Here is a 21,211-nt window from a genome sequence, read left to right on the forward strand (position 1 = left end):
CCGGCGCCCCTGCCACTTCACTCTTCAAATACTCACGGCGACCTTTGGGCGGCCCGACTGCCCTTCGGCCCTGTTGCGCCACCGCCCCGGCCGGGCTAATCCGCGCGCCATGACCAAAGGCTCGCACCCCACCGGCGCCCCCTGGCGCAACTTCTATGGCCGCATTCACGGCAAGACGCTCCGCCCCCGGCAGAAGGAGCATCTCGACGAGGATTTGGGCGCGCTCTCGCCCGGCCCTGTCGGCTGGGACGTGAACCCCGAGCGCGAAAAGCTCGACCTCGACGCGCGCTTCGGCGGCAAGCCGGTCTGGCTCGAGGTCGGCTTCGGCGGCGGCGAGCATCTCGTGCACATGGCCAAGAGCTATCCCGACATCGCGATCATCGGCGCCGAGCCCTTCATCAACGGCGTGGCGATGCTGCTGGGCAAGATCCGCGACGCCGGCGTCGAGAACGTCTCGGTGCATCCGGGCGACGTGCGCGACCTGTTCGACGTGCTGCCCGACGCCAGCATCGAAAAGGCGTTCCTGAACTACCCCGACCCCTGGCCCAAGGCGCGCCACCACCGCCGCCGCTTCGTGACGCAGGAGCATCTCGAGCCGCTGATGCGGGTGCTGAAACCGGGCGCCGAGTTCCGGGTGGCGACCGACATCGAGGATTACGTGCGCCAGACGCTCGAGGAGGTGCCGGCGGCCGGGTTCGAGCGGGTCGACCACCCCGACGACCGGCCTTGGGCCGACTGGCCCTCGACCCGCTACGAGCAGAAGGCGCTGCGCGAGGGGCGGCGCCCGCATTACCTGACCTTCCGCCGGCCGTGAGGACGGGTGCCTCCGGCGGGAGTATTTCGGGAGTAAAGTAGGCAGGGGCGTGGACCATGACCCTGCGGCGGTCTAGGAACGGGCGAGCAAACGACGAGGTGCCCCGATGTCCGGCCATGGCGATCCGATCCCGATGATCTCTGAGCGTGGAGGCCCGCTTTCGGGCGAGGCGCATGTGCCCGGCGACAAGTCGATCAGCCATCGCAGCCTGATCCTCGGCGCGATGGCGGTCGGCGAGACGGTGATCGAGGGGCTGCTCGAGGGGCAGGACGTGCTCGACACGGCCAAGGCCATGCAGGCCTTCGGCGCCGAGGTGACGGACCACGGCGGCGGGCGCTGGTCGGTGCATGGCGTCGGCGTCGGCGGCTTCTCCGAGCCCGCGGGCGTGATCGACTGCGGCAATTCCGGCACCGGCGTGCGGCTGATCATGGGGGCGATGGCCACCACCGCGATCACCGCCACCTTCACCGGCGACGCCTCGCTCTGCTCGCGCCCGATGGGCCGTGTCACCGACCCGCTGGCGCTGTTCGGCACGCAGGCCGAGGGCCGCGAGGGCGGGCGTCTGCCGATGACCGTCACCGGCGCGCGCGAGCCGATGCCGGTGCGCTACACGGTGCCGGTGCCGTCCGCGCAGGTGAAGTCGGCGGTGCTGCTGGCCGGTCTCAACGCGCCGGGCCGGACGGTGGTGATCGAGCGGGAGGCCACCCGCGACCACACCGAGCGGATGCTGCAGGGCTTCGGCGCCGAGCTGACGGTCGAGCAGACCGATGAGGGCCGGGTGATCACGCTCACCGGCCAGCCCGAGCTGAAGCCGCAGCACATCGTCGTGCCGCGCGACCCGTCCTCGGCGGCCTTCCCGGTCTGCGCGGCGCTGATCTCCGAGGGCTCGGACGTGCTGGTGCCGAATATCGGCCTCAACCCGACCCGCGCGGGCCTGTTCGAGACGCTGCGCGAGATGGACGCGGACCTGACCTACGAGAACCCGCGCGAGGAGGGCGGCGAGCCGGTCGCCGACCTGCGCGCGCGCTTCTCGCCCAACCTCAAGGGCATCGAGGTGCCGCCCGAGCGCGCGGCCTCGATGATCGACGAATACCCGGTGCTCTCGGTGGTCGCGGCCTTCGCCGAAGGCCGGACCGTGATGCGCGGCGTCAAGGAGCTGCGCGTCAAGGAAAGCGACCGGATCGACGCCATGGCACAGGGCCTGCGCGCCGCCGGCGTCGCGGTCGAGGAGGGCGAGGGCTGGTGGATCGTCGAGGGCCGCGGCTTCGGCCGGGTGCCGGGCGGCGTCACGGTCGAGAGCCGGCTCGACCACCGCATCGCCATGTCGTTCCTGGTGATGGGGCTGGCCACCAACGCCCCGATGCGGGTCGATGACGGCGGGCCGATCGCCACCTCCTTCCCGGTGTTCGAGCCGCTGATGACCGGGCTCGGCGCGAAGCTGGGCCGGGCATGATCTTCACCGTCGCCATCGATGGCCCCGCCGCCGCCGGCAAGGGCACCATCGGCCGCGCCGTGGCCGCGCATTTCGGCTTCGCCCATCTCGACACCGGGCTGCTCTACCGCGCGGTGGGTGCGCTGGTGCTGAAGGGCGCCGAGCCCGTCGCGGCGGCGCGCGACCTGACGCCCGACGCGCTCGAGCAGCCGGGGCTGCGCAGCCCCGAGGTGGCGCAGGCCGCGAGCGAGGTCGCCGTCATCCCCGAGGTGCGGGCGGCGCTGCTGGACTTCCAGCGCGGCTTCGCGCGGCGCGAGGGCGGCGCGGTGCTCGACGGGCGCGACATCGGCACGGTGATCTGCCCGGCCGCCGAGGTGAAGCTCTTCGTCACCGCGAGCGCCGAGGCCCGCGCCGGGCGGCGGCTGGCCGAGCTGCTGGAGTCCGGTCACGCGACCGACATGGCGGCGGTGCTGGCCGATGTGCGCGCCCGCGACGCGCGCGACGAAAGCCGCGCCGCCGCGCCGCTGCGCCCGGCCGAGGACGCGCATGTGATCGACACCTCCGACCTCACGGTCGAGGCCGCGATCGCCGCGGCGGTGGCGCGGGTCGCGGCGGCCGGCGCTAGATCGTGACGCCGGCCATCGCCGCCACCACGGTGGCGAGCCAGCGCGCCTCGGCGAACATCGTGCCGAGCTGGTGCGTGACGAGGAACAGGATCGGGTAGAGCACCCAGCCTTGCGTCTCGAGCCGCCGCTCGAGGTCGAGCGCGCCGGCGAGCCGCGCCAGCATCGGCACCAGCGCTACCGCCAGCAGCCCGCCCGCGAAGGCGCCGACCAGGATGTCGCTCGGCCAGTGGAAGCCGAGCGCGATGCGCGGCAGGCTGACCACGACCAGCGCATGCAGGCCGGCCACGAGGCCCGCCAGCCGGTGCGCCATGGCGATGCCGGCGGCGAGCGCGAAGAACAGCACCGCGTGGTCGCTGGGCATGCTGCTCCAGCCGTTCAGCGTATGCGCGCCGAGCGTGTCGGCGACGCGCAGGGCGAGATCCGGGTCGTGGATCGGCCGGGGCCGGTAGGGCAGCAGCATCGACAGCGCGCGACCCAGCGCGATGGCCAGCACCCCGGCCACGAGCGCCGCGGCCAGCCGGGCGCGCAGCTGCGCGCGGTGCGGGGCAGGGCGGGTCCACAGCGCCCAGACCAGCATCATCACGGGCACGCCCTTGAAGAGCGGGTTCGAGGCGATCAGGATCAGCGCCGTGTCGATCTGCCCCGGATGGCCCACGACCACGTTCAACGCCTTCAGTATCGCCTCGTCCATGCCGCTCCCCCGTTTGCCCCCGGACAACTGGCGGCGGAATCTGTCCTAAGCGGGGAGGGATCGCGGCGCCAGTGGGCGGGGGTTGATGCGCGGGGCACCGAGGCGTATAGAGCGCGCATCGGCCGGGTGTCGCGAGGGAGCGCCCGATGGACCGCAGGACACGATCCCCGGGGGCGGAGCATTCCGTCCCCCTGTCGCGTTTGCGGGCCGGACAAGGCCGGTGCCCATTTGGAAAAGACCGGCGGAGACAACCGTCTGGCCCGAATAGAACCCGAAAAGGATCTGGAACTGCATGTGCGCTAAGGCATCCATGGAGGAATTCGAAGCCCTCCTGAACGAAAGCTTCGAAATCGACACGCCGTCCGAGGGCAGCGTCGTCAAGGGCCGCGTGCTCGCCATCGAGGCGGGTCAGGCCATCATCGACGTCGGCTACAAGATGGAAGGCCGCGTCGATCTCAAGGAATTCGCCAACCCCGGCGAGCAGGCCGAGCTGCAGCCCGGCGACGAGGTCGAGGTCTTCCTCCGCCAGGTCGAGAACGCCCGCGGCGAAGCCGTCATCTCGCGCGAGATGGCCCGCCGTGAAGAGGCGTGGGACCGTCTCGAGAAGGCCTATGCCGACGAGCAGCGCGTCGAAGGCGCGATCTTCGGCCGCGTCAAGGGTGGCTTCACCGTCGATCTCGGCGGCGCCGTGGCCTTCCTGCCCGGCTCCCAGGTCGATGTCCGCCCGGTGCGCGACGCCGGCCCGCTCATGGGTCTCAAGCAGCCGTTCCAGATCCTCAAGATGGACCGCCGCCGCGGCAACATCGTGGTCTCGCGCCGCGCCATCCTCGAGGAAAGCCGCGCCGAGCAGCGCGCGGAAGTCATCGCCAACCTGCACGAAGGCCAGACGGTCGACGGCGTGGTCAAGAACATCACCGAATACGGTGCCTTCGTTGACCTCGGCGGCGTCGACGGCCTGCTGCACGTCACCGACATGGCGTGGCGCCGCGTGAACCACCCCTCGGAGATCCTGTCGATCGGCGAGACCGTCAAGGTCCAGGTCATCAAGATCAACAAGGAAACCCACCGCATCAGCCTCGGCATGAAGCAGCTGCAGGACGATCCGTGGGACACCGTCGAGGCGAAGTTCCCGATCGAGAGCGTCCACACCGGCCGCGTGACCAACATCACCGACTACGGCGCCTTCGTGGAGCTGGAGCCGGGCGTCGAGGGCCTGGTCCACGTCTCGGAGATGAGCTGGACCAAGAAGAACGTGCACCCCGGCAAGATCGTGTCGACCTCGCAGGAGGTGGACGTGATGGTGCTCGAGATCGACAGCGCCAAGCGCCGCGTCTCGCTCGGCCTGAAGCAGACCCAGCGCAACCCGTGGGAAGTCTTCGCCGAGACCCACCCCGAGGGCACCGAGGTCGAGGGCGAGGTGAAGAACATCACCGAGTTCGGCCTGTTCGTCGGCCTGCCGGGCGACATCGACGGCATGGTGCACCTCTCCGACCTGACCTGGGAAGGCCGGGGCGAGGACGTGATCGGCGACTACCGCAAGGGCGACGTGGTCAAGGCCAAGGTCACCGAGGTGGACGTCGAGAAGGAGCGCATCTCGCTCTCGATCAAGGCCATGGACGGCGACCCGTTCGCGGAAGCCATCGGCGGCGTGAAGCGCGGCTCGATCATCACCGTCGAGGTGACCAAGATCGAGGATGGCGGCATCGAGGTGACCTATGAGGGCATGAAGTCCTTCATCCGTCGCTCCGACCTGTCGCGCGACCGCGCCGAGCAGCGCCCCGAGCGCTTCGGCGTCGGCGACAAGGTCGACGTCCGCGTCACCAACGTCGACAGCAAGACCCGCAAGCTGGGCCTGTCGATCAAGGCGCGTGAGATCGCCGAGGAGAAGGAAGCGGTCGAGCAGTACGGCTCCTCCGACTCCGGCGCCTCGCTGGGCGACATCCTGGGCGCCGCGCTCAAGGGCGACCGCTGAGGTCCGGCGGGCCGCGCCGCGGCCCGCCTCCAAGCCTACCCGACCCCGTCGCCCGAAAGGGCGGCGGGGTTTTCGCGTTGTGCGGGCAAGCTGGAAAATCGGCGTTGATTTGATTGTACTATTTAACGGAACCCGATCTCGGCCTATAGTCTTGGGGTCACGGGGGCGTGAAATGCCCATGCGCGGGCCGCCCGAAGGGGCGGCGTTCAGGAGGCCCTGCATGATTCGTTCGGAACTGATCCAGAAGATCGCGGACGAGAATCCGCATCTCTACCAGCGCGATGTCGAAAAGATCGTGAACACCATCTTCGACCGGATCACACAGGCCATGGCCGACGGAAAACGCGTGGAATTGCGGGGTTTCGGTGCCTTTTCCGTCAAGAAGCGCGATCAGCGCACCGGCCGCAACCCCCGCACCGGCGAGTCGGTCGAGGTCGAGGAGAAGCACGTGCCTTTCTTCAAGACCGGGAAGCTGTTGCGCGACAGGCTGAACGGGAAATAGATATCGAGCATGAGAATCCTTCGCACCGCCTTCTGGGGCCTCGTCGCCCTGTGCCTCGTCATCCTTGGCCTCGCCAACCGCGGCATGGTCACCCTGCGCGTCCTGCCCGAAGGGCTGAGCGGGCTGTTCGGCGTGTCGCCGGACATCGACATGCCGCTCTACGCGGTGATCCTGATCGGCGTGGCGCTCGGCCTGATGATCGGCTTCCTGTGGGAATGGCTGCGCGAGCACAAGTACCGCGCCGCCGCGCGGCGCCGCGCGCGTGACGCCGAGCGTCTCGAGCGCGAGGTCGACCGGCTGCGCCACGAGAAGCACGAGGGCGACGACGAGGTGCTGGCGCTGCTCGACGCCCCGGCCCAGCCCGCACGCGGCTGAGCCGTGCCCGCCGCTGTCAAGATCTGCGGGCTGTCCGAGCCCGAATCGCTGCGCGCCGCCGTCACGGCGGGCGCGCGCTACGTGGGCTTCGTCTTCTTCCCGCGCTCGCCGCGCGCGGTGAGCCCCGAGCAGGCCGCCGCCCTCGCCGTCGAGGTGCCGCCCGGCGTCGCCAAGGTGGCGCTGACGGTCGATGCCGACGACGCCGCGCTCGACGCGTTGGTCGAGGCGGTGCCGCTCGACATGCTGCAGCTGCATGGCCGCGAGAGCGCCGAGCGTGTCGCCCAAGTGCGCGCTCGCTACGGCCTGCCGGTGATGAAGGCGGTGGGGGTCGGCTCCGAGGCGGATCTGCCGAAGCTCGATCTCTATGCCGAGGTGGCCGACCAGCTCCTGGTCGACGCCAAGCCGGCGCCGGGGGCGGATCTGCCGGGCGGCAACGGCCTAGCCTTCGACTGGCGGCTGATCGCCGGGCGGCGCTGGTCGCGGCCCTGGATGCTGGCCGGTGGGCTGACGCCCGAGACGCTGCCCGAGGCGCTGGCGCGCACCGGGGCGCGGCAGGTCGATGTCAGCTCTGGCGTCGAGAGCGCGCCCGGGGTCAAGGATGCGCGCCGGATTGCCGCTTTCATGGAGGCCGCGGGCCGTTGACGCCGGGGCGATTGCGCCCGCCCGTCCTTCGCCCTACATGCCGCCCATGAGCAGTTCCCTCGATCACGACCGCGAGAAGGCCCGGTTGCGCCGGCAGATGCGGGCGGTCACGCCGGCCTCGCCGCGCCTGCAGGGCCTGACGGAGCGCCTGCTGCGCGACCAGGCCCGCTGGATCCGCATCCCGGTCGGCCTGTTCCTGATCTGCGGCGGCATCGCCTCGATCCTGCCGATCTTCGGCCTGTGGATGCTGCCGATCGGCCTCGTGCTGCTGGCCTTCGACCTGCCGATCCTGCGCCCCGGGGTCAACGCCACGCTGATCCGCAGCCGCCGCTGGACCGGCGAGGTGTCGCGGCGCTGGCGCGGTCGGCGCCGCGGCCGCGACTGAGAGCCGCGCCGCCCTTGCCGCGGCCTGCGGGCGGGGGTAGGTCGGAGCCGGCAAGCTCAGGAGACCCGGCGATGGCGAACGACCTCTTCAACAGCTTCATGACCGGCCCCGACGAGAATGGCCGCTTCGGCAGCTTCGGCGGGCGCTTCGTCTCCGAGACGTTGATGCCGCTGATCCTCTCTCTCGAGGCCGAGTACGAGAAGGCCAAGACCGACCCGTCCTTCTGGGCCGAGATGGACGACCTGTGGGCGCATTACGTCGGCCGGCCTAGCCCGCTCTACTTCGCCGAGCGGCTGACCGAGCATCTGGGCGGCGCCAAGATCTACATGAAGCGCGACGAGCTGAACCACACCGGCGCGCACAAGATCAACAACGTGCTGGGCCAGATCCTGCTGGCGCGGCGCATGGGCAAGACCCGGATCATCGCCGAGACCGGCGCCGGCCAGCACGGTGTCGCCACCGCGACCGTCTGCGCCAAGTTCGGCCTGAAATGCGTGGTCTACATGGGCGCGCACGACGTCGAGCGGCAGAAGCCCAACGTGTTCCGGATGCGGCTGCTGGGCGCCGAGGTGGTGCCGGTGACCTCGGGACGCGGCACGCTCAAGGACGCGATGAACGACGCGCTGCGCGACTGGGTCACCAATGTGCGCGACACCTTCTACTGCATCGGCACCGTGGCCGGCCCGCATCCCTACCCGGCGATGGTGCGCGACTTCCAGTCGATCATCGGCAAGGAGGTGCGCGAGCAGATGCAGGCCGCCGAGGGGCGCCTGCCCGACACGCTGATCGCCGCGATCGGCGGCGGCTCGAACGCGATGGGCCTGTTCTACCCCTTCCTCGACGACAAGGAGGTGAACATCATCGGCGTCGAGGCCGGCGGCAAGGGCGTGTCCGAGAAGATGGAGCATTGCGCCTCGCTCGCGGGCGGCCGGCCCGGCGTGCTGCACGGCAACAAGACCTACCTGCTGCAGGATGATGACGGGCAGATCCTCGAGGGCCACTCGATCTCGGCCGGGCTCGACTATCCGGGCATCGGCCCCGAGCATGCCTGGCTGCACGAGGCGAAGCGGGCGAGCTACGTCGCGATCACCGATGACGAGGCGCTGGAAGCGTTCAAGCTGTCCTGCGCGCTCGAGGGGATCATCCCGGCGCTGGAGCCCAGCCACGCGCTGGCGCATGTCATGAAGATCGCGCCGGAGCTGCCGAAGGACCACCTGCTGGTGATGAACATGTGCGGCCGCGGCGACAAGGACATCTTCACCGTGGCGCAGCATCTCGGGGTCGACATCACCAAGTGAGGGCCGCGGCGGTCGTCTTCACGTTCTTGTGATCGAGCCATGCTGAACGGGTTTGTCGAATGACACGTTGAGCGGCGAACTCAAAACGCGAGGACCGAAATGCTGAAGAAACTTTCGACCGCCGCCGCCACGACCGCCTTCGTCCTGTCGGCTTCGACCGCCCTGGCGCAGGCCATCCCCTTCGCCGAGGTCGACACCGACGGCGACATGATGCTCACCAATGACGAGCTGGTCGCGGCCTTCGGCGAAGAAGGCGCCGCGATCCTCATCATGGACGACACCGACGGCGACGGCATGCTCAGCGTGGCCGAGATCCGCATGAGCGCCGACATGGGCGACGACGTGGATTCGCCCGAGGACCGCGCCGAGTCGGACGACTCCGAGGACCCGGACTACCGTGATGACGGCGAGGAAGCCGTCGATCCGAACACCATCGACGAGACCGGGACCGGCAACGAGGAAGACGACTCCGGCGGCGCCGGCGACGACGACGACGCGCAGAACTGATCCTCGCGTTCAAGATGTGGTGGCCAGACATGGCCGCAGCGCCGGCCAGGCTCAGCCTGGCCGGCGTTTTCTTTTGTCGTCAGTGACATCACGGCAAAGTGTACGATGCCGCACGAACACTCCTGGCGTGCGTGGTGTTGGGGCATCGAACCGATATTGGAGATCTGGATGATCAAGTCCCTTGCCACCGCAACCGCCGCCGCCGCGCTCGTCGCCGGCGCGGCCTTCGCCCAGGACGATATGGAGATCGCCGCGGGCGAGAGCATGATGATGGCCACCGCCGACGGCCAGACCATGATCACCTTCCCGATGATCCGCACCCGCCAGGACGGCTACATCGTCGTCCACGCCGTCGAGAACGGCGCCCCGGTGGTGCCGGAGTCGATCGCGCACGCGCCGGTCATGGCGGGCGAGAACATGGACGTGATGGTCACGCTGCCGATGGCGCTCGAGGCCGGCACCGAGCTGGTCGGGATGCTGCATGCCGAGACCAACGGCAACGGCACCTACGACTTCGGCGACGGCATGACCGAGGTCGACACGCCCGTGGTCGTCAACGGCGCGCCGGTCACCGTGGCCTTCGCGGTGCCCGCCGAGCTGATGGTCATGGAGGACAGCGCCGCGGCCATGATCGCGTCGCCCGAGGACCGGGCCGAGTCGGACGACCCGGAGGACCCGGACTACCGCGACGACGGTGAGGAAGCGATCGACCCGAACACCATCGACGAGACCGGCTTCGGCAACGAAGAGGACGACGAGGGCAGCGCGGGCGACGACGACGACGCGCAGAACTGATCCTGCGCCATCGCCCGTTAAAGGGGCCGGCCGGACGAGAGTCCGGCCGGCCCTTTCGTGTCAGGCGGTGGCGCCATGCGCCTCGAGCACCTCGAGCGGCACGATCTCGAGCGCCCGTTCATGCGTCGCGGCAAGATGCACGCGCGGCGCGCAGCCCTCGTCATGCGCCTGCAGGAAGCGGCCGGCGCAGAGGCACCACCGGTCGCCGGGCTTCAGGCCGGGAAAGCCGAACTCGGGCCGGGGCGTGCTCAGATCATTGCCCACGTATTTCGAGTAGGCGAGAAACTCGGCGGTCATCACCGCGCAGACCGTGTGGCTGCCGGCATCCTCGGCGCAGGTGTTGCAGTGGCCGTCCCGGAAGAAACCGGTGAGGGGATCGGTCGAGCAGGTCTCGAGATCGCCGCCGAGCACGTTGCGCTTCGCATCCATTTCCATGGCGCCCTCCTTCATTCGGCCGACAGGATAGACGCCGCCGCCGCACCGTCCAGCCGCTCGGGCCCGGTCCAGCGCACCCAGCGCCCGTGAAAGTCGATCCGGCCCAGCGTCAGCTCGAGATCGCCCGGCCAGAGCCTGAGCCCGATCCGCGCGCCGGGATCGCCGCCATCGCTTTCCATCGACAGCCATGCCAGCGGCGCGTCCTCGCTGGCGCGGGCGCCGGCCGCCTCGATCAGCCGGCGGCCGCGCGCCTGCGTCTCGGGCGGGAAGTACTGCCAGGCGATGGAATGGAACAGGATGTGCAGATGGCCGGGCCGGGGCGCGGCGAGGCGGTCCTCGAGCCAGTCGATCGCGTCGGCGCGGTCGACGATGCCGGGGGCGCGCAGGGCCATCGCGGCGCGGGTGCGCTCCAGCCGGTCGGCCTGGTCGGGCCAGAGATAGGCGGTGAGCCGCAGCGCGTCCTCGGGCCGGGCCGGCTCCAGCGGCGCGAGGTCCGCGCCGCGCCGCTCGGCCACCGCGACATCGGCGGCCGGGGGCAGGGGGCCGTCCCAGTCGGGCCGCAGCACCACGCCCGCATCCGCCGGGCCGTAGCGGCGGCCCGCCACCTCCATCGCGAAGCCGTCAAAGCCGAGATTGAGCCCGCCGCTCGCGCCCAGCTCCGACAGCCGGATCGGCAGCGGGAACCGGTCGGCCAGCAGATGCGCCCCGGCGATCAGCGCTGCGGCACGGCGCACCTCGTTGGTCTGGGGCGGGCTCTGGATCCAGTCGAGCAGGAAGGCCTCGTGGCGTCGCGCCGCCCCTGCCACGGCGTCGAGCAGCGCCGCGTCGGAGTCCGCGTGCGGCGGGTAGGCGGCGGCGAGCGCGTCGTCGCGGCCCTGCAGCACCAGCGCGTGCAGCCCGCCCGCGAAGCGCAGCGGCAGCGCGGCGGCGCGGGCGCCGACCTCGCCGGGCCAGGCCTCGAGCCGCTCGGCCACCGCGCCGGGCAGGGGCCAGGCCTCCGACAAGAGCGCCATCAGACGGCCCATGAATGGCGAGCCCAGCGCCGCGCAGTGCCGCGACTGGTCGGCGAGGGCCGCGCGCATCCGGCTCATCTGAAGCGGTCCGCCAGCTTCTGCAGCGGCGAGCGGTCGTCGATCTCGGGCTCCGGCTTCGGTGCCGGCTTCGGTGCCGGTTTCGCGGCAGTGGCGGGCGCGGAGGCGGGGGCAGGAGCGTCGGGCGCGGCGGCCGGGCCCTTGCTGCCGCCGCCCGAGCGCGGCGGGTTCAGCCGCAGCGCCACGGCATTGAGAAAGCGCGCCGCGTCGCCCGCGGCCAGCGCCGCCGCGCCGTCCGAGACGCCGCGCAGCATGTCGTCAAGCCAGCCCTCGTCGGCCTTGGCAAAGTCCTTGAGCACGTAGCCCGACACCTTGTCCTTGTGGCCGGGATGGCCCACGCCCATGCGCACCCGGTCGTAATGCGGGCCGAGATGCTGGTGGATCGAGCGCAGCCCGTTATGGCCGGCATGGCCGCCGCCGGCCTTGGTCTTGAGCCGGCCCGGCGCGAGGTCGATCTCGTCGTGGAAGACCGTGACGTCGGTGCTGTCGATCTTGTGGAAGCGCATCGCCTCCCCGACCGACTGGCCCGAGAGGTTCATGAAGGTCATGGGCTTCAGAAGCAGCACCTTCTCGGAGCCCAGCCGGCCCTCGGCGATCTCGCCCTGGAACTTCGCGCGCCACGGCGTGAAGCCGTGATCCGACGCGATCCGGTCGACGGCCATGAAGCCGATGTTGTGGCGGTTCTGGGCATATTTCGCGCCCGGGTTTCCAAGTCCGACGAAGAGTTTCATGGCGCGGAGACTAGCGCGCGCGCCGCGGGCGGACCAGTGCCCCCGAAACGCGAAACGGGGCCCCGAAGGGCCCCGTCTGCTTTGGCGTCAGATCGCGAGGATCACTCGGCGGTCTGCTCGGTCGCCTCGACCTCGTCGGCGGCGGGGGCCTCTTCTTCATCGGCCTCCTGCTCGGCCGCGGCCAGCTTCGAGGGCGCCGAGATGTTGGCGATCACGAAGTTGCGCTCAATGGTCGGCTTGGCGCCCGAGGGCAGGGTGACGTCGTTGATGTGGATGACGTCGCCGATTTCCTTGCCGGTCAGGTCGACCACGATCTGCTCGGGGATCTCGCCGGCCAGAACGTTCAGCTCGACCTCGGGGCGGACCACGGTCAGCACGCCGCCCTTCTTGATGCCGGGCGCGGCCTTGTGGTTCTCGAACTCGACATGGATGAAGAGGTTGATGCGGGTGGTGCGGCGCAGACGCAGCAGGTCCACATGCGTCGGCAGGTCCTTGACCACGTCGCGCTGCACGCCGCGGCAGATCACGCGCACGTCGTCCTGGCCCTCGACCTTGAGGTTGAACAGGGTCGACAGGAAGCGGCCGGCCTTCAGCTTCTTCACCAGCTCGTTGTACGGCAGGTTGATCGGCAGCGGATCGACGCCGCCGCCATAGACGATGCCGGGCACGAGGTTCTCACGGCGAGCTTGACGGGCGGCCCCCTTGCCTGTCCCCGCGCGCGCCGTGGCGACGAGATCCGGGATCTCTTTAGCCATTGGAAATTCCTTTCAGGTTCCTGGGCCATCCTCCAAGGGTGTATGGCCCGATTCAGAGCCTGTGCCCTTAGCGGCGAATCCCGCAAAAGGGAAGGCCCCGGGCGGCGGAAAACCGCGTCGGGCGCGGGTGAGGCGAACGCCGGGACTGGACGTCGCGTCACGCGCGTGCCACTGCGCGGGGCATGTCGATCCTCTCCGCGCTTCGCCTCACCCGCGCCCCCGGTGTGGCCTTCGTCGTCATGGGGCTGTTCTGGGGCGTCTTCGCGGCGCATGTCCCGGTCCTGAAGGACCGGCTGGCGGTGGATGACGGCACCTTCGGCCTGCTGCTGCTCAGCTCGTCGCTGGGCCTGTTGACGACGATGTGGATCGCGCCGCGCTTCGACCGGGCGCTGGGGCCGCGCGCCATGCCGGTGGCGGCGCTCCTGCTGGCGGTGAGCTGGGTCGGGCCGGGGCTCGCGGCCACGCCGCTGGCCTTCGCCGCGGGCATGGTGGTGGTCGGCATGGCCTCGGGCATCCTCGACGTGGTGATGAACGCGCGGGTGAGCCAGATCGAGGCGCGGCACGGCCGCTCGCTGATGAACGCCAATCACGGGCTGTTCTCGCTGGCCTACGGCCTCGCGGCGCTGGCCTCCGGTTTCACCCGCGAGGCGGGGTTTGCGCCCGAGACGGTGCTGGCCGCGGTGGCGGGCCTCGTGGTGCTGGCGCTGCCGCTCCTGCGGATGGCCGAGGTCGCCGCGCCCGCGCCGGAGGGCCCGGCGCTGCGGCTGCCGCTCTGGCCGGTGGTGCTGTGCGGGGTGGTGGTGCTGATCGCCTTCCTGTCGGAGGCCACGGTCGAGAGCTGGTCGGCGCTGCATATCGAGCGCACGCTGGGCGGCGGCGCGGCGCAGGGCGCGCTGGGGCCGGCGCTGCTGGGCGCGACCATGACGCTCGGCCGCTTCGGCGGCCAGGCGCTGGCCGAGAAGCTGAGCGAAACGGCGGTGATCCGCGTCGCGGTGCTGGTCTCGGCCACCGGCGCGGCGATCGCGGCGGCGGCGCCGGTGCCGGTGGTCGCCTATCTGGGCTTCGCGACGATGGGTCTCGGCATCTCGGTGATCGGGCCGATGGGGCTGGCGCTGGCCGGCAAGATGGTCGCGCCGCACCAGCGCGCGCAGGCCATCGCCAAGGTGGCGGTGATCGGCTTCGGCGCCTTCTTCGTCGCGCCGGTGCTGATGGGCGGGCTGTCCGAGCTGTTCGGCCTGCGCGCCGCCTTCGCCTGTGTCGGCGGGCTGCTGCTCGTGGTGCTGGTCCCGGTGGCGGCGCTGCGCCGCCGTGCCGCCGCGGTGGCCGCCCCGGCCTGAGGCCGAAGCGCCGCAGCCGGCCTCGCTTGTGATCATGGGGTGCCGGGTCTAGACAGCCGGGTGCAACAAGTGACGAGGCGCGCCATGGCAAGGGCCCCCAAATCCGGTGAGGACGACCGCGCGGCCTCGCGCGACATCGGCGCGCTGCGCGCGCTCTGGCCGTTCCTTCTGCCCTACAAGGGCATCATGGCGGCGGCCGTCGTCGCGCTGGTGCTGACCGCCTGCGTCAGCCTCGTGCTGCCGATCGCGGTGCGCCGCGTGGTCGACAATTTCGAGGTCGATGCCGGGCTGCTGCTCGACCGCTATTTCGGTGTGGCGCTGGTCATGGCGGCGCTGCTCGCGCTGGGGACGGCGGCGCGCTACTACCTCGTGACCCGGCTCGGCGAGCGCGTCGTGACCGACATCCGCAAGGCGGTCTTCGCGCGGATGATCGGCATGAGCCCGGCCTTCTACGAACGCATCATGACCGGCGAGGTGCTGAGCCGGATCACCACCGACACGACGCTGATCCTGAGCGTGATCGGCTCCTCGGCCTCGGTCGCGCTCAGGAACATGCTGATCCTGGCGGGCGGGCTGGCGCTGCTCTTGCTGACCTCGGCCAAGCTGACCGGGCTCGTGCTCCTGATCGTGCCGGCGATCATCGTGCCGATCGTGGTGCTGGGTCGGCGTCTGCGCGGGCTGTCGCGCCAGAACCAGGACTGGATCGCCGCCTCGTCGGGCAACGCGTCCGAGGCGCTGCTCTCGGTGCAGACCGTGCAGGCCTACAGCCACGAGGCGGCCAGCCGCGCACGCTTCGACGACGTGACGGAGAAGAGCTTCGACGCCGCCCGCTCGCGCATCGCCACCCGCGCGCTGATGACCGCGATCGTGATCTTCCTGATCTTCGCGGGCATCGTCGGCGTGCTGTGGATCGGCGCGCGCGACGTGCATGCGGGCGAGATGACGATCGGCGCGCTGGTGCAGTTCGTGATCTATGCCGTGATGGTGGCGGGCGCGGTGGGCGCGCTGACCGAGATCTGGGGCGAGCTGCAGCGTGCAGCCGGCGCGACCGAGCGTCTGGTCGAGCTGCTGAACGCCGAGGACAGCGTGCGCGACCCCGGCACGCCGCGTCCCGCGCCCCGCGCCAGCGGCGAGATCGTGTTCGACGACGTGTCCTTCTCCTATCCCTCGCGGCCCGACACCTCGGCGCTCGACCATGTGAGCGTCACCGTCCGCCCCGGCGAGACGGTGGCTCTGGTCGGCCCCTCGGGCGCCGGCAAGACCACGATGATCCAGCTGATCCTGCGCTTCTGGGATCCGGAGACGGGGCGCATCGCGCTCGACGGCGTCGACCTGCGCGACATGCAGCGGCGCGAGTTCCGCCGCCAGATCGCGCTGGTGCCGCAGGACCCGGTGATCTTCGCCGACACGGCGCGCGAGAACATCCGCTTCGGCCGCCCCGACGCCAGCGACGCCGAGGTCGAGGCCGCGGCCCGCGCCGCGGCGGCGCACGAGTTCCTGACGGCACTGCCGCAGGGCTATGACAGCCAGGTCGGCGAGCGCGGCGTGATGCTCTCGGGCGGGCAGAAGCAGCGCATCGCCATCGCCCGCGCGATCCTGCGCGACGCGCCGGTGCTCCTGCTCGACGAGGCCACCAGCGCGCTCGACGCCGAGAGCGAGCGTCTGGTGCAGCGGGCCGTGGACGAGCTGGCGCGCGGCCGCACCACCCTGATCGTCGCGCACCGCCTCGCCACGGTGAAGAAGGCCGACCGCATCCTCGTCTTCGAGAACGGGCGGATCGTGGCGCAGGGCTCGCATGACGACCTCGTGGCCGAGGGCGGCCTCTACGCCCGGCTGGCGCGGCTGCAGTTCACCGAAGGCTTGCCCGCCGCGGCCGCCGAGTAGCCCGCGCGCTGCAGCGGGCTTGCCAAGTTCGGTCTTTCGTTGCGTCATGCTTGCGTGAAGGGGCCAACGGCTCGAAGCTGACGGGCGGGTAAAGCTTGCCGCGAGGCGGGCCGAGGAGAACCGCGCCACGCGGCGCGAACAACGAACAGCGTGCCGCAAGGCACCACAGGGACCACACGAGGGAGGAGACGGCATGAGCTTTGCCGGCAACGCGGATCGCATGGCGATCGAGGCCGAGGCCAGCTGGGAGGCGCAGGGGCAGCCCGCCACCACGCATGCGCTGCTGGAGCGCACGGCGAAGGCCTTTCCGGACCGCCCGGCGCTGAGCTTCCAGCTCTTCTCGGACCCCAAGGCCCCGGCCGAGACGCTGAGCTGGCGCGACCTGCACGCCAAGTCGGCTCAGACCGCGAACCTCCTGCGGGAACTCGGCGTCGGCGAGACCGACGTCGTGGCCTACATGCTGCCGAACTGCTCTGAGGTGATCCTGAGCTATCTCGGCGGCCAGATCGCCGGCATCGTCAACCCGATCAACCCGCTGCTCGACGCGGGCCAGATCGCCGCGATCCTGCGCGAGACCAACGCCAAGGTGCTGATCACGCTCAAGGCCTTCCCGAAGACCGACGTGGCGCAGAAGGCGGCCGAGGCGGTGGCGCTGGCGCCCAACGTCAAGACCGTGCTCGAGGTCGACCTGCACCGCTACCTGACGGGGCTGAAGAAGTTCATCGTGCCGCTGGTCCGGCCCAAGGTCGAGGTCAGGCACAAGGCGCGCGTGCTCGACTTCAACCGCGAGATCGCCAAGCGCCCCACGACGCTGGCCTTCGCCGACAGCCCCGGCGACCGGGTCGCCGCCTATTTCCACACCGGCGGCACCACCGGCATGCCGAAGGTGGCGCAGCACCGTTACTCGGGCATCGTCTACAACGGCTGGCTCGGGCAGAAGCTTCTGTTCACCGAGCGCGACGTGATCATCTGCCCGCTGCCGATGTTCCACGTCTTCGCCGCCATCGTCATCATGGGCGCCTCGCTCGCCTCGGGCGCGCAGGTGGTGATGCCGACGCCCGCCGGCTATCGCGGCGACGGCGTGTTCGACAATTTCTGGAAGCTGGTCGAACGCTGGAAGGTGACCTTCGTCATCACCGTGCCGACCGCGATCTCGGCACTGATGCAGCGCCCGGTCGATGCCGACATCTCGTCGCTCAACATGGCCTTCTCGGGCTCGGCGCCGCTGCCGGTGGAGCTCTACAAGCGCTTCGAGCAGGCGGCGGGCGTCACCATCTGCGAGGGCTACGGCCTGACCGAGGCGACCTGCCTCGTGGCGATCAACCCGCCGCAGGGCCAGAAGAAGGTGGGCTCGGTCGGCGTGCCCTTCCCCTATACCGAGATCCGGATCATCGACCCCGGCACCGGTCAGGACTGCGCGCCCGACACGGTGGGCGAGATCTGCGTCTCCAACCCCGGCGTGTCGCGCGGCGACACCTACACCGAGGCCGACAAGAACCGCGGCCTCTACTGGCCGGGCCCGGCGCATGAGCACCAGTTCCTGCGCACAGGCGATCTCGGCCGCATCGACCCGGACGGCTATCTCTGGATCACCGGGCGGGCCAAGGACCTGATCATCCGCGGCGGCCACAACATCGACCCCGCCGAGATCGAGGAGGCGCTGGCCGCGCATCCCGCCATCGCCTTCGCCGGCGCGATCGGCCAGCCCGACGCCCATGCGGGCGAGATCCCTTGCGTCTATGTCGAGCTCTGCGAGGGCGCCGAGGTGACCGAGGCCGAGCTGCTCGACTACGCGCGCGAGCACGTGCCCGAGAAGGCGGCGCGGCCGCGTCACCTCGAGATCCTGCCGGAACTGCCGAAGACCGCCGTGGGCAAGATCTTCAAGCCGGCGCTGCGCAAGCTGGCGATCAAGCGGATCTACGACGAGGCGCTGGCCGCCGCCGGGGTCGAGGCCGAGGTGGCCGAGGTGGTCGAGGACAACCGCCGCGGCCTGGTCGCCAAGATCCGCCGCACCGGCACGGCCGAGGAGGCGCAGGTCGCGAAGGCGCTGGGCGCCTTCACCCGGCCCTGGGACTGGATCGGCGACGCCGAGACCGTCTGAAGGCGGCGGAACGCACGGAATCGGATCGGGGCGGGCAGGAATGTCCGCCCCGATGCCGTTCAGGACCCGGGGGTGCATGGCGGCTCGATGGGTCGAAGGGGCGACGATCCCGCGGATCGCGGGTCCGAAAGGTGGGACGGAACGCGCCGAAGCATCGACCCCGATCGGGGCGGGCCTGCGGATGTCTGGCTGGGGGGGGATGGTGCTGCAGGAGAGGATTGAACTCTCGACCTCACCCTTACCAAGGGTGTGCTCTACCACTGAGCTACTGCAGCATCTCGTCTGGGCGGGCTTTTACTTGTCTGGCTGGCGAGCGCAACCGCTTTTTTCGCCGCTTGACGCGACGGTGGCCGGACGGCCCGGCGCGGCGGGGTTTCGCCGGCCCGGCAGGGGGCGGGAACTGGACGCAATGCGGGCTTGGCGCTATCTGCGAAACCCATGAAGACACCCCGCCAGGAGCCGCCCCGCGCGGCCGATCGCAAGGACCGCCTCAAGGCGGCGCTCAAGGCCAACATCGCCCGCCGCAAGGCGCAGGCGCAGGCGCGCTCCGCCAAGGGCGAGGGCGCGGATCACACCGAGCAAGAGAAAGAGTAGCAGGCATGGATTCGATCATCGTGCGCGGCGGCGCAGAGCTGCGCGGGCAGATCCCGATCGCGGGTGCGAAGAACGCGTGCCTGGCGCTGATGCCGGCGACGCTTCTGTCGGAAGAGCCGCTGACGCTGACCAACGCGCCGCGGCTGTCGGACATCCACACCATGACCCGGCTGCTCGAATCGCTGGGTGCCGAGGTGTCGTCGATGCAGGGCGGCAAGGTGATCGCGATGTCGACGCACGAGCTGGCCTCGACCCATGCCGATTACGAGATCGTCCGCAAGATGCGCGCCTCGAACCTCGTGCTCGGGCCGCTGCTGGCGCGCGCCGGCGAGGCGGTGGTGTCGCTGCCCGGCGGCTGCTCGATCGGGGCGCGGCCGATGGACATCCACATCGAGGCGCTCTCGGCGCTCGGTGCCGAGATCGAGCTGAAGGACGGCTACCTGCACGCGGTGGCGCGCGGCGGCCTCAGGGGCGGCCGGGTGCCGCTGCGCTTCGCCTCGGTGGGCGCCACCGAGAACGTGCTGATGGCCGCGACGCTGGCCAAGGGCTCGACCCGGATCGAGAACGCCGCGCGCGAGCCCGAGATCGTCGATCTCGCCCGCTGCCTGCGCGCGATGGGCGCGCAGATCGAGGGCGAGGGGACCTCGACCATCGAGGTGCAGGGTGTCGACCGGCTCGGCGGTGCGACGCATCGCGTGGTCACCGACCGGATCGAGCTCGGGACCTACATGCTGGCCCCGGCCTTCACCGGCGGCGAGGTCGAGTGCCTCGGCGGCGAGATCGGCCTGATCGGCGCCTTCTGCGAGAAGCTCGACGCCGCCGGCATCGACGTGAGCGAGACCGACAAGGGGCTGAAGGTGAAGCTGCGCGGCGACCGGCCGCGCGCGGTGGACGTGGTGACCGAACCCTTCCCGGGCTTCCCGACCGACCTGCAGGCGCAGATGATGGCGATGCTCTGCACCGCCGAAGGCACCAGCCGGCTCGAGGAGAAGATCTTCGAGAACCGCTTCATGCACGCCCCCGAGCTGATGCGCATGGGCGCGAAGATCGAGGTGCATGGCGGCCACGCCACGGTCACCGGCGTCGACAAGCTGAAGGGCGCGCCGGTGATGGCGACCGACCTGCGGGCCTCGGTCTCGCTGATCCTCGCCGGGCTCGCCGCCGAGGGCGAGACGGTGGTGAACCGGGTCTATCATCTCGATCGCGGATACGAGAATGTCGAGGACAAGCTCGGCGCCGTGGGCGCGAAGATCGAGAGGGTGAAGGCATGACCGAGACGCGCGACGCGACCTTCGAAGAGGGGGCGGCCCGGCCGCTCCGGCTCAGGGCGCTCGACGGCGAGGATCTGCAGGTGATCTCGGCGCTGGTGCAGGATTCGGTCCTGCCCGCCTCCGAGATGGCCTGGAAGAAGAGCGACCGGCGCTTCGGCATGCTGGTCAACCGCTTCCGCTGGGAGGACCCGGCCACCACGCGCGAGGCCGAACGCGTGCAGGCGGTGCTCTGCATCGAGAACGTCACAGCCGTGCGCAGCCAGGGGCTGGGCGAGCGCGACGCCGACACGGTGTTGTCGCTCCTGGCGATGGTTTTCGAGCCGGGCGAGGACGCGGCCGGCACGGTGCGGATGATCCTCGCCGGCGACGGCGAGATCGCGGTCGAGGTCGAGGCGCTGGAGGTGATCCTGCGCGACGTGACCCGGCCCTACAGCGCGCCCTCGGGCAAGGCGCCCAAGCACCCGGAATGATCGTCCGGCCGCTCGGCCCCGCAGATCTGGCCGAGTGGCGGCGGATTCGCGCGGAGGGGCTGCGCGCCTTCCCGCGGGCTTTTCTCACGACACTGGCGGAGGAGCTGGCCCGCCCGGACGCGGCGGTGCGCGACGCGCTCGAGACGCGGCTGATCCTCGGTCTGTTCGAGGGCGCGCGGCTCATCGGCACGGCGGGGCTCGACCCGGTCCTGCCGGTCGCGGCGGTGGCCCACCGGGCCGAGCTGAAGGCCGTCTATCTGAGTTCTGACCATCACGGCAGCGGCGCGGCCGACCGGCTGATGGAGGGGGTGGTGGCGCGGGCCCTACGCGACGGGCGCCGCCAGATCGAGCTTTTCGTCGCCGCCGACAATGCCCGCGCGATCAGCTTCTACGAACGCCACGGCTTCGCCCGCTACGGCCGGCTGCCCCGTGCCGCGCGGATCGACGGGGCCTGGGTCGATGACCTGTTCTACCTGCGGCAACTGGACGGTTGAGCAGGGGGG

23 protein-coding genes and 1 tRNA gene are annotated in these 21,211 nt (G+C 70.6%); 18 read left to right on the plus strand and 6 right to left on the minus strand.

Annotation, left to right across the window (positions count from 1 at the left end):
- Positions 1 to 109 precede the first annotated feature (109 nt).
- The 3 genes from trmB to BLT43_RS14535 all read left to right on the plus strand — a co-directional run bounded on the left by trmB (position 110) and on the right by BLT43_RS14535 (position 2,878).
- Positions 110 to 814, plus strand: a complete 705-nt coding sequence (trmB, locus tag BLT43_RS14525) for a tRNA (guanosine(46)-N7)-methyltransferase TrmB (protein WP_090113974.1) — start codon at positions 110 to 112, stop codon at positions 812 to 814.
- A gap of 106 nt (positions 815 to 920) precedes the next feature.
- A complete protein-coding gene (gene aroA / locus BLT43_RS14530; RefSeq protein WP_090113976.1) occupies positions 921 to 2,267 on the plus strand; it encodes a 3-phosphoshikimate 1-carboxyvinyltransferase in 1,347 nt (448 codons plus the stop codon).
- On the plus strand, positions 2,264 to 2,878 hold the full coding sequence (locus tag BLT43_RS14535) for a (d)CMP kinase (RefSeq protein WP_090113978.1): 615 nt from the start codon (positions 2,264 to 2,266) through the stop codon (positions 2,876 to 2,878). Before aroA ends, BLT43_RS14535 begins: the two co-directional genes overlap by 4 nt.
- On the opposite strand, the gene BLT43_RS14540 is transcribed toward BLT43_RS14535, so the two are convergent.
- Positions 2,868 to 3,563, minus strand: a complete 696-nt coding sequence (locus BLT43_RS14540) for a phosphatase PAP2 family protein (protein WP_090113980.1) — start codon at positions 3,561 to 3,563, stop codon at positions 2,868 to 2,870. The genes BLT43_RS14535 and BLT43_RS14540 overlap by 11 nt on opposite strands.
- Positions 3,564 to 3,855: 292 nt before the next feature.
- Here BLT43_RS14540 and rpsA point away from each other — a divergent pair, with 292 nt between their 5' ends.
- The 8 genes from rpsA to BLT43_RS14580 all read left to right on the plus strand — a co-directional run bounded on the left by rpsA (position 3,856) and on the right by BLT43_RS14580 (position 10,039).
- Positions 3,856 to 5,535, plus strand: a complete 1,680-nt coding sequence (rpsA, locus tag BLT43_RS14545) for a 30S ribosomal protein S1 (RefSeq protein ID WP_090113983.1) — start codon at positions 3,856 to 3,858, stop codon at positions 5,533 to 5,535.
- A 220-nt stretch (positions 5,536 to 5,755) separates the two neighbouring features.
- On the plus strand, positions 5,756 to 6,037 hold the full coding sequence (gene ihfB / locus BLT43_RS14550) for an integration host factor subunit beta (protein WP_090113985.1): 282 nt from the start codon (positions 5,756 to 5,758) through the stop codon (positions 6,035 to 6,037).
- 9 nt (positions 6,038 to 6,046) lie between these two features.
- Positions 6,047 to 6,412, plus strand: a complete 366-nt coding sequence (locus BLT43_RS14555) for a lipopolysaccharide assembly protein LapA domain-containing protein (RefSeq protein ID WP_090113987.1) — start codon at positions 6,047 to 6,049, stop codon at positions 6,410 to 6,412.
- Between the two features lie 3 nt (positions 6,413 to 6,415).
- The gene (locus tag BLT43_RS14560; RefSeq protein WP_090113989.1) at positions 6,416 to 7,054 is read left to right on the plus strand and encodes a phosphoribosylanthranilate isomerase; all 639 of its coding nucleotides are present in this window, start codon (positions 6,416 to 6,418) and stop codon (positions 7,052 to 7,054) included.
- 46 nt (positions 7,055 to 7,100) lie between these two features.
- Positions 7,101 to 7,439 carry a tryptophan synthase subunit beta gene (locus tag BLT43_RS14565; protein ID WP_090113991.1) on the plus strand — a complete coding sequence of 113 codons (339 nt, stop codon included), beginning with the start codon at positions 7,101 to 7,103 and terminating at the stop codon, positions 7,437 to 7,439.
- A gap of 71 nt (positions 7,440 to 7,510) precedes the next feature.
- Positions 7,511 to 8,737 carry a tryptophan synthase subunit beta gene (gene trpB / locus BLT43_RS14570; protein ID WP_090113994.1) on the plus strand — a complete coding sequence of 409 codons (1,227 nt, stop codon included), beginning with the start codon at positions 7,511 to 7,513 and terminating at the stop codon, positions 8,735 to 8,737.
- 99 nt (positions 8,738 to 8,836) lie between these two features.
- Positions 8,837 to 9,244 carry a hypothetical protein gene (locus tag BLT43_RS19180; RefSeq protein ID WP_090113996.1) on the plus strand — a complete coding sequence of 136 codons (408 nt, stop codon included), beginning with the start codon at positions 8,837 to 8,839 and terminating at the stop codon, positions 9,242 to 9,244.
- A gap of 168 nt (positions 9,245 to 9,412) precedes the next feature.
- Positions 9,413 to 10,039, plus strand: coding sequence for a DUF7282 domain-containing protein (locus BLT43_RS14580; protein WP_131802659.1), 627 nt, complete (start codon positions 9,413 to 9,415; stop codon positions 10,037 to 10,039).
- 60 nt (positions 10,040 to 10,099) lie between these two features.
- On the opposite strand, the gene BLT43_RS14585 is transcribed toward BLT43_RS14580, so the two are convergent.
- From BLT43_RS14585 to BLT43_RS14600, 4 genes are all read right to left on the minus strand, one after another.
- The gene (locus tag BLT43_RS14585) at positions 10,100 to 10,474 is read right to left on the minus strand and encodes a DUF2237 family protein (protein WP_090114000.1); all 375 of its coding nucleotides are present in this window, start codon (positions 10,472 to 10,474) and stop codon (positions 10,100 to 10,102) included.
- A gap of 11 nt (positions 10,475 to 10,485) precedes the next feature.
- Positions 10,486 to 11,565, minus strand: a complete 1,080-nt coding sequence (locus tag BLT43_RS14590; RefSeq protein WP_090114002.1) for a DUF2332 domain-containing protein — start codon at positions 11,563 to 11,565, stop codon at positions 10,486 to 10,488.
- The gene (gene pth / locus BLT43_RS14595; protein WP_090114004.1) at positions 11,562 to 12,296 is read right to left on the minus strand and encodes an aminoacyl-tRNA hydrolase; all 735 of its coding nucleotides are present in this window, start codon (positions 12,294 to 12,296) and stop codon (positions 11,562 to 11,564) included. Before pth ends, BLT43_RS14590 begins: the two co-directional genes overlap by 4 nt.
- A 101-nt stretch (positions 12,297 to 12,397) precedes the next feature.
- On the minus strand, positions 12,398 to 13,051 hold the full coding sequence (locus tag BLT43_RS14600) for a 50S ribosomal protein L25/general stress protein Ctc (protein ID WP_090114006.1): 654 nt from the start codon (positions 13,049 to 13,051) through the stop codon (positions 12,398 to 12,400).
- Positions 13,052 to 13,233: 182 nt separating this feature from the next.
- Here BLT43_RS14600 and BLT43_RS14605 point away from each other — a divergent pair, with 182 nt between their 5' ends.
- From BLT43_RS14605 to BLT43_RS14615, 3 genes are all read left to right on the plus strand, one after another.
- Positions 13,234 to 14,388, plus strand: coding sequence for an MFS transporter (locus BLT43_RS14605; RefSeq protein WP_242652306.1), 1,155 nt, complete (start codon positions 13,234 to 13,236; stop codon positions 14,386 to 14,388).
- Positions 14,389 to 14,472: 84 nt separating this feature from the next.
- Entirely contained in the window at positions 14,473 to 16,272 is a 1,800-nt protein-coding gene (locus tag BLT43_RS14610) for an ABC transporter transmembrane domain-containing protein (protein WP_090114008.1), read from the plus strand.
- 193 nt (positions 16,273 to 16,465) lie between these two features.
- Positions 16,466 to 18,373: an acyl-CoA synthetase gene (locus BLT43_RS14615; RefSeq protein WP_090114010.1), complete on the plus strand. Its 1,908-nt coding sequence runs from the start codon at positions 16,466 to 16,468 to the stop codon at positions 18,371 to 18,373.
- 200 nt (positions 18,374 to 18,573) lie between these two features.
- Here the strand turns inward: BLT43_RS14615 and BLT43_RS14620 are convergent.
- Positions 18,574 to 18,648, minus strand: a tRNA-Thr gene (locus BLT43_RS14620).
- Positions 18,649 to 18,811: 163 nt separating this feature from the next.
- Between BLT43_RS14620 and BLT43_RS19185 the strand changes: the two genes are divergently transcribed.
- From BLT43_RS19185 to BLT43_RS14635, 4 genes are read left to right on the plus strand one after another with little or no spacing between them, the layout of a single operon-like run.
- Positions 18,812 to 18,967 (plus strand): hypothetical protein, encoded by a 156-nt coding sequence (locus BLT43_RS19185; RefSeq protein ID WP_165612627.1) that lies wholly within the window; start codon positions 18,812 to 18,814, stop codon positions 18,965 to 18,967.
- A gap of 5 nt (positions 18,968 to 18,972) precedes the next feature.
- Positions 18,973 to 20,238 carry a UDP-N-acetylglucosamine 1-carboxyvinyltransferase gene (gene murA, locus BLT43_RS14625; RefSeq protein WP_090114012.1) on the plus strand — a complete coding sequence of 422 codons (1,266 nt, stop codon included), beginning with the start codon at positions 18,973 to 18,975 and terminating at the stop codon, positions 20,236 to 20,238.
- Positions 20,235 to 20,708: a DUF2948 family protein gene (locus BLT43_RS14630; protein ID WP_090114014.1), complete on the plus strand. Its 474-nt coding sequence runs from the start codon at positions 20,235 to 20,237 to the stop codon at positions 20,706 to 20,708. The genes murA and BLT43_RS14630 overlap by 4 nt, the downstream gene beginning before the upstream one ends.
- Entirely contained in the window at positions 20,705 to 21,202 is a 498-nt protein-coding gene (locus tag BLT43_RS14635) for a GNAT family N-acetyltransferase (RefSeq protein WP_090114016.1), read from the plus strand. The genes BLT43_RS14630 and BLT43_RS14635 overlap by 4 nt, the downstream gene beginning before the upstream one ends.
- The last annotated feature ends 9 nt before the right edge of the window (positions 21,203 to 21,211 follow it).

This window comes from Limimaricola pyoseonensis, from assembly GCF_900102015.1.
GTDB classification, from domain to species: Bacteria; Pseudomonadota; Alphaproteobacteria; order Rhodobacterales; family Rhodobacteraceae; genus Limimaricola; species Limimaricola pyoseonensis.

Coding starts and splice junctions, on each gene's coding strand:
- BLT43_RS14610 (WP_090114008.1), top strand. CDS start 14,473: ATGGCAAGGGCCCCCAAATCCGGTGAGGACGACCGCGCGGCCTCGCGC.
- trpB (WP_090113994.1), top strand. CDS start 7,511: ATGGCGAACGACCTCTTCAACAGCTTCATGACCGGCCCCGACGAGAAT.
- aroA (WP_090113976.1), top strand. CDS start 921: ATGTCCGGCCATGGCGATCCGATCCCGATGATCTCTGAGCGTGGAGGC.
- pth (WP_090114004.1), bottom strand. CDS start 12,296: ATGAAACTCTTCGTCGGACTTGGAAACCCGGGCGCGAAATATGCCCAG.
- BLT43_RS14605 (WP_242652306.1), top strand. CDS start 13,234: ATGTCGATCCTCTCCGCGCTTCGCCTCACCCGCGCCCCCGGTGTGGCC.
- ihfB (WP_090113985.1), top strand. CDS start 5,756: ATGATTCGTTCGGAACTGATCCAGAAGATCGCGGACGAGAATCCGCAT.
- BLT43_RS14590 (WP_090114002.1), bottom strand. CDS start 11,565: ATGAGCCGGATGCGCGCGGCCCTCGCCGACCAGTCGCGGCACTGCGCG.
- BLT43_RS14555 (WP_090113987.1), top strand. CDS start 6,047: ATGAGAATCCTTCGCACCGCCTTCTGGGGCCTCGTCGCCCTGTGCCTC.
- BLT43_RS19185 (WP_165612627.1), top strand. CDS start 18,812: ATGAAGACACCCCGCCAGGAGCCGCCCCGCGCGGCCGATCGCAAGGAC.
- murA (WP_090114012.1), top strand. CDS start 18,973: ATGGATTCGATCATCGTGCGCGGCGGCGCAGAGCTGCGCGGGCAGATC.
- rpsA (WP_090113983.1), top strand. CDS start 3,856: ATGTGCGCTAAGGCATCCATGGAGGAATTCGAAGCCCTCCTGAACGAA.
- BLT43_RS14580 (WP_131802659.1), top strand. CDS start 9,413: ATGATCAAGTCCCTTGCCACCGCAACCGCCGCCGCCGCGCTCGTCGCC.
- trmB (WP_090113974.1), top strand. CDS start 110: ATGACCAAAGGCTCGCACCCCACCGGCGCCCCCTGGCGCAACTTCTAT.
- BLT43_RS14565 (WP_090113991.1), top strand. CDS start 7,101: ATGAGCAGTTCCCTCGATCACGACCGCGAGAAGGCCCGGTTGCGCCGG.
- BLT43_RS14635 (WP_090114016.1), top strand. CDS start 20,705: ATGATCGTCCGGCCGCTCGGCCCCGCAGATCTGGCCGAGTGGCGGCGG.
- BLT43_RS14535 (WP_090113978.1), top strand. CDS start 2,264: ATGATCTTCACCGTCGCCATCGATGGCCCCGCCGCCGCCGGCAAGGGC.
- BLT43_RS14615 (WP_090114010.1), top strand. CDS start 16,466: ATGAGCTTTGCCGGCAACGCGGATCGCATGGCGATCGAGGCCGAGGCC.
- BLT43_RS14600 (WP_090114006.1), bottom strand. CDS start 13,051: ATGGCTAAAGAGATCCCGGATCTCGTCGCCACGGCGCGCGCGGGGACA.
- BLT43_RS14585 (WP_090114000.1), bottom strand. CDS start 10,474: ATGGAAATGGATGCGAAGCGCAACGTGCTCGGCGGCGATCTCGAGACC.
- BLT43_RS14630 (WP_090114014.1), top strand. CDS start 20,235: ATGACCGAGACGCGCGACGCGACCTTCGAAGAGGGGGCGGCCCGGCCG.
- BLT43_RS19180 (WP_090113996.1), top strand. CDS start 8,837: ATGCTGAAGAAACTTTCGACCGCCGCCGCCACGACCGCCTTCGTCCTG.
- BLT43_RS14540 (WP_090113980.1), bottom strand. CDS start 3,563: ATGGACGAGGCGATACTGAAGGCGTTGAACGTGGTCGTGGGCCATCCG.